The organism is Novipirellula sp. (assembly GCF_041583735.1).
In the GTDB taxonomy this organism is placed as follows: Bacteria; Planctomycetota; Planctomycetia; order Pirellulales; family Pirellulaceae; genus Novipirellula.
In genome coordinates this window covers 1-3814 of sequence record NZ_JBFHFD010000763.1, presented here as the reverse complement: position 1 = coordinate 3814, position 3814 = coordinate 1, and the positions used below count along the sequence as shown (strand labels likewise).

Genomic DNA, 3814 nt, shown 5'->3' with positions numbered 1-3814 from the left:
TCGAATCGGACGAAGGCGATTGAGCCTTGGCGGTGTTGATATTGAAAGCCAGAACAAGCGCAATCACGCTAACGGCGATTTTTGTCGTAGCCTGATTCATCCCTGAATCTCCTAGTGCTATCAGTTTCAGTTGACCTTCCCTGCTCCTTGCGCTGCACCTGCAGCGCAGATGAGTCGGCGGACCGAGGGTGGACTTGTAACGAAAGTATCGACTTCGGCTATCGCATTTCGACAGTCTTGATTGCAAGATCAATTCTTTTTTCTGGAATTATTGAAGTAGCGTGGGGGGATTGGGAAACTTCGGTTTGGCAAACGCACTTCACGTTGGGTTCGCAATCGAGTGAATGCTTGCAATACTTCACGTTGATCCTTGCCTCGTTCTCAACAAATGTTCCCAACAAACATTCCACATAAACTTTTCATCGATAATCGCTTCTCATGGCCAAGAAAGTCTCCGCAAACGCTAACGCTCGTCACCTGTTCGGTTCTCACGTTTCGGTTGCGGGTGGGTTGGCCAAGGGAGTTGCCCGTGCTATCGACGTCGGTTGCGACGTGATCCAAGTGTTCACGAAAAACAACAATCAATGGGCAGCCAAGCCACTTGTGGCCGCCGATGTCGACGCTTGGAAAACGGCGCTCGCCGAATCGGGGATTCGCAACCCCATCGCTCACGCGTCTTATTTGATCAACCTAGCCACGCCCAAAGATGACTTGTTTCAGAAGTCCGTGGATTCATTGGTGATGGAACTCGAGCGAGCGAACGAGCTTGAAATCGAAGGCTTGGTGGTGCATCCCGGCGCGTTCACGACCAGCAATGAAGCGGACGGGATCAAGCGAATCATCGACGCGATCGTGGAAATCCTTGGACGCGTCCAACCGGGGTCGTGCCGCTTGCTGTTAGAGAACACCGCCGGCCAAGGATCGTGCCTTGGGCATCAGATTCATCAGCTTGGTGCGATGATCGAAGGAGGCGGCGATTCCAGACGCGTGGGGGTTTGTCTTGATACCTGCCACGCTTTTGCTGCGGGATACGAAATTAATACGAAGAAGGGGTTTGCCGCGTTTCGTCAAGAGCTTGATGATTTGTTGCCCGCAGGGTCCATCGCGGCGCTGCATCTAAACGACAGCAAAAAACCGCTGGGCAGCCGAGTGGATCGTCACGAGCATATTGGGCGTGGCGAAATCGGGCTGGACGGATTCCGTCACGTCTTGATGGATGACAAGCTGGGGCCAGTTCCCGGATATCTGGAGACCGAAAAAGGGACCGATGAAGAAACGGGCGAAGATTGGGACCGAATTAATCTTGCCGTACTCCGCCGGCTGGTCGCCGAAATCGCCTGATTGCTCAAGTATTGCCGGGCAGGTGATATCGTTAGCCGTTTTGGCTAACGATATGAAGCATTTTCTCGTAGCTACCTTCGCGCCAGAAGGTGGTGATTCGCATTTGGCCGGCAACCCTCCACGCTCTGGCGAGCGTAGCTACAAAACGCAAATGACGTCATTTGCCGTCTCTAAATGCTTCACAGCGGCCTCGTTTTGGCGCTAGCCACGGTTCCGTCGTCACGTCGGTTTCCGCAGCCACGAAGCCCTCCCCGGAAAACTCGCTGTGGGCTCGTTTTCCGGCGCTCCCCGCTTCGCCGGCGGGGTATAACGGTCGCGGCCTTTGCAGCGTGGAACGAAACGTTTGACAAGTTCCGCTACTGCGCTACCAGTTTGCCGAAACATCGCGGGGCGACACGTTGAACTTGATCGTGCCGTTTGCCGGTTTGTAGGCCCAGCCTGCTTCGTCGTTTGGCTGCGTGATGACCTCTTGGGCGACGTTACGATCCAGGTCGTAGTAGACGGCGCTGCGACCACTTAGAGGGCTGTAGACAGGTGACGCGAGCGGCTCGTGAAACAGCGTTTCCATCACCTCGGGCAACATATTCGCTGGGGGATAGAACCCCGCGTGGGCACGGTACATCTCGATGCCGTTTCGCAGGATCGCCAATTGTCGGCGGCTCGGTACGTCGTTCACATCGTCGTTGTCTGGGAACAACCGGGGAGCGGCTAGAGTGGCGACCACCCCAACCAGCAATGCGATAACCGTCATTTCAATCAGCGTGAATCCGCGGCGTGCGGCGGTGGTTCGGTCGATCGGTAGCATGCTGTGTGTCGTCCTTTTGGGGGTGACGCCGTGCGTTGGCAATCGCGTCCGTTTCGCATCGTTGGTTGCTTGGCAAACAGGTGTCGCTGCTTTGCGAGTCACCGTTTTGCGAGCCAGAAAAGCGAACCAGAAAAAATGCACGATTGTTTCTAGGGATCGAGTCGCCGAGGGGCGAGGGATCAGTCAACCGCACACGCTGCGTGGCCGAATGAACGGATCGGCAGGCATAATCGGTATAATCGTCAAAGCGGGCCTCGTCGCAGTCTGCTCGCGTGACATCGTGTCGAGCCGCCAGCGTGTTGACTTTTTGCATCCGCTGAATGTTCGGTGAATCGTCGTGCGCTGCATCAAATCAACACGGCAATTCTGGTCTCGGCGATCGGGCGTCGCCGTTCGCTTGATAAAAACGCCTCCGTGGGCGGTCGATTGGAGCTGAATGCGAATCACACCGGCGGACTGTCGTCGTTCCTGTTGCTATGGCTTGTCGTTTGCATAGGACGTTTTCAGCGAATCTTGTTGTTGTTCGAATTTCAAGTTTCACATTTCAAGAATCGAAAATTGATTTTTGATTTTTGATCCGCGAAAGCATCAACCGCGAAACACCGTTTCTATTTCTTCCGGAGCCTGCACTTGAGCGTCCTTCCTCATCGCCCGTCGGTTCGAATTGCCAAAGACACGCTGCTGGACGTTCCGCCGGTGAATTGCGGTTGGCCCGCAGTTCGTCCGAAACGAGCGACATCTGGGATGGCGTCCTCCCATCTTCGCGTGTTGCAATTGGATCACACCGATGACCAGGAGGGAGGTGAAGTCGCGGGCCATTCAGTCACGACAGACGAGCAAGCAGCGGCGGGAATGAGGGGTGGGAACAAATCGGCAACCCGTTATCACGCCGCAGCAAAGTATGCCGCCTGCTCGGTTGTCAAAAACGCAAGTGACGCAAACGAACCGCGATCGTTTGACGCGGTTTCCTCAGGCGAAAGCGGGATCGGTGAAACGCCGGCGAGGGAATTGGCAGAACCACAGACGGCGTCGTTGCCGATTCGACCCAATCGGTTTGATCTGAAAAATTACACCTGGTTCGGTTTATTTATTTTTATTGTGTTGGTGTTTTCCAGCATTGCCTCGGCGTAAACGTTTGACGGGGGCAGCATGACCGATAGGGCAATGCCTATGTCGATCGGGGGATGCAATCGGTCTGTGCGAGCGGGCGCGTCGCCGCATGTTGCAGGGCAAACCCGATTGCGTAACAGGGTTACGCTTGGCGAATGTGTCGGCGTCCTGTTTTAGAGGTAGGGATCATTCACGCCGCTGTCAAAATCGCCGCCCAAGCGGCACGCAGGTTTGCCGACGGAAAACGGTTTGATTGAGGCAAATCGTTGCGGGGACGGATTTCTGCGGCCGAGGCAGGGCTGCGGTGAAGGGGCATGTCGGCAGCGTTTGGTTAGGCAATTCCGCTCGATTTGCGTCAAGGCGTCAACGTGATCAGCGGCGTCTGGATGACGCCGCTGCGATCTGTTTTGCGACGCCCAGTCTTGGTTGACACTCCTGATTAGTATCGATAACCTAGATTAAACAATCGAGCATTCGCTGTGCCCGGGCCCCCAAAGGTTCGGGCAGTTTTTATAGAGCCCTTATCGAAGCCACGACTATGAACCCCCAAGACATACT

The 3814-nt window shown here is 55.2% G+C and carries 4 protein-coding genes; 3 read left to right on the top strand and 1 reads right to left on the bottom strand.

Annotation, left to right across the window (positions count from 1 at the left end):
- Positions 1–438 precede the first annotated feature (438 nt).
- Positions 439–1341, top strand: coding sequence for a deoxyribonuclease IV (locus ABX962_RS32345; RefSeq protein ID WP_372725819.1), 903 nt, complete (start codon positions 439–441; stop codon positions 1339–1341).
- Positions 1342–1705: 364 nt separating this feature from the next.
- On the opposite strand, the gene ABX962_RS32340 is transcribed toward ABX962_RS32345, so the two are convergent.
- Complete coding sequence (locus ABX962_RS32340) at positions 1706–2287, bottom strand: type II secretion system protein (protein WP_372725818.1); 582 nt, start codon at positions 2285–2287, stop codon at positions 1706–1708.
- Positions 2288–2473: 186 nt separating this feature from the next.
- Here ABX962_RS32340 and ABX962_RS32335 point away from each other — a divergent pair, with 186 nt between their 5' ends.
- Together ABX962_RS32335 and ABX962_RS32330 are read left to right on the top strand one after the other, a co-directional pair.
- On the top strand, positions 2474–2722 hold the full coding sequence (locus ABX962_RS32335; protein ID WP_372725817.1) for a hypothetical protein: 249 nt from the start codon (positions 2474–2476) through the stop codon (positions 2720–2722).
- Positions 2723–2776: 54 nt separating this feature from the next.
- On the top strand, positions 2777–3277 hold the full coding sequence (locus ABX962_RS32330) for a hypothetical protein (protein ID WP_372725815.1): 501 nt from the start codon (positions 2777–2779) through the stop codon (positions 3275–3277).
- Positions 3278–3814 lie beyond the last annotated feature (537 nt).